Annotated in this window: 1 protein-coding gene; it reads right to left on the bottom strand. The window is 72.9% G+C overall.

The features are described from left to right. Positions 1 to 152: 152 nt before the first annotated feature. Positions 153 to 1433 carry an efflux RND transporter periplasmic adaptor subunit gene (locus AC27VN_RS40995; RefSeq protein ID WP_490880438.1) on the bottom strand — a complete coding sequence of 427 codons (1281 nt, stop codon included), beginning with the start codon at positions 1431 to 1433 and terminating at the stop codon, positions 153 to 155. Between the last annotated feature and the right edge of the window lie 152 nt (positions 1434 to 1585).

The raw sequence follows: 1585 nt of genomic DNA, 5'->3' as shown, positions 1-1585 counted from the left end.
GTCGTTGGGCGTGCCTTCGCGCCACGGCGCCTCGAGCTTCCAGCTCACGGGCAGCGGGGTCTCGGGCGCCTTGTAGTCGGGGCCGACCGCGCAACCCGCGGCCAGCATCACGGTGGCGAGCGCGATCGCCGCGAAGGCGGGACGGCGCATGGTCACGCGGGTTCCTTCTTCGCGGCGGCCGGTGCCGCCGGCGCCGCGCCGGGCTTGGCGCCATCGGCCGGCGCATCGGGCGCCACCGCGACCACGTCGCCATCGGCCAGCGAGTCGGAGGGATTGAGCACCATGCGGTCGGTGCCCGCGAGCCCGTCGACCACTTCGACGTTCTCGCCGTAGTTGCGGCCCAAGGTCACGGGGCGCAGGCCGACGCGGCCCTGTGTGTCGACGATCGCCAGCCGCGTGCCCTCGGCACGGAACAGCAGCGCGTTGGCCGGCACCGTGAGCGTGCCGCTCGCGGCCAGCGGCAGCTCGACCTGCACGTAGGCGCCCGGCAGCAGCGCGCCGTCGCGGTTGGGCAGCGAGACCTCGACCTGCATCATGCGCGTTGTGGTGTCGATGGCACCCGCGGTGCGCGCGACCTGGCCGCTGAACTTCTGGCCGCGCAGCTCGGCCTGCGTCACCACCACCGGCTGCCCGGCCTTCACGAGTTGGGCATAGGCCTGTGGCACGTTGATGTACACGCGCAGCGGATCGGTCTGCGCCAGCACGAACAGCGCGCGGCCCGCGCCGCCACCGGCGCCGGCATCGATCAGGTCGCCGGTGTCGACGTTGCGCCGCGTGATCACGCCGGCAAACGGCGCGACCACGCGCTTGAAGCCCTCGGTCTGCCTGAGCCGCTGCACGTTGGCATCGGCGGCCGCCACGTTGGCGGTGGCCTGCGCGACGGCGCTGCGGCGCTCGTCGAGGTCCTGCTGCGAGACCACGTCCTTCTTGCGCAGGTTCTCCCAGCGCGCGGCCGTGCTCTGCGCGAGTTCGAGGCCCGAGGCCGCCTGGTTGCGCGCGGCGATGGCCTGCGACAGCTGCTGGTCGATCTCGGGTGTCTCGATCTCGGCCAGCAGCTCGCCCTTCTCGACGCGGCTGCCGATGTCCTTGGTCCAGCGCTTGAGGTAGCCGCTGGCGCGCGCCGAGATCGGCGACTGCACGTAGCCCTGCAGCGTGCCCGGCAGCGCCAGCTTCTGGCCCGCGGTGGGCGTGCGCGGCAGCGCGGTCTGCACGTATTGCTTGGCATGCTCGACCGAGCTGGCCTGCAGCTCGCGCGCGTTGGCGATGCGCACGAACACCGTGCGCGCCGCGCCGAGCGCCAGCAGCACGAGCACGATCAGCACCAGCCAGCGGGTGCGCCGCACGATCTGGCGCCGCCGCAGCAGTTCGGGGCCGTCGCCGTCGTCGGCGGCGATGGGGTGGATGGCCAATGCCGAATGGCGTTGCTCAGTCATGCGCTATACGGCGCGGGGCCGTTTCCGTGGCGGGCCGCGCGGCCGTGGGAGGGCTGGGTGCGCGGCAGGTACAACAAGTCGAACAGGGTCTCGAAAGGGTCGGATGGCGCGGGCATCGCTCAGTGCTCCTGCGCGGTGGCGCCGGCCGGCGG

The organism is Variovorax sp. 20P10.2.4 (assembly GCF_058244205.1).
This window is presented reverse-complemented; position numbering and strand designations above follow the sequence as displayed.

What these genes read in the sequence shown, in the direction of transcription:
- AC27VN_RS40995 (WP_490880438.1), bottom strand. Translation starts at nt 1,433, where the DNA reads ATGACTGAGCAACGCCATTCGGCATTGGCCATCCACCCCATCGCCGCC.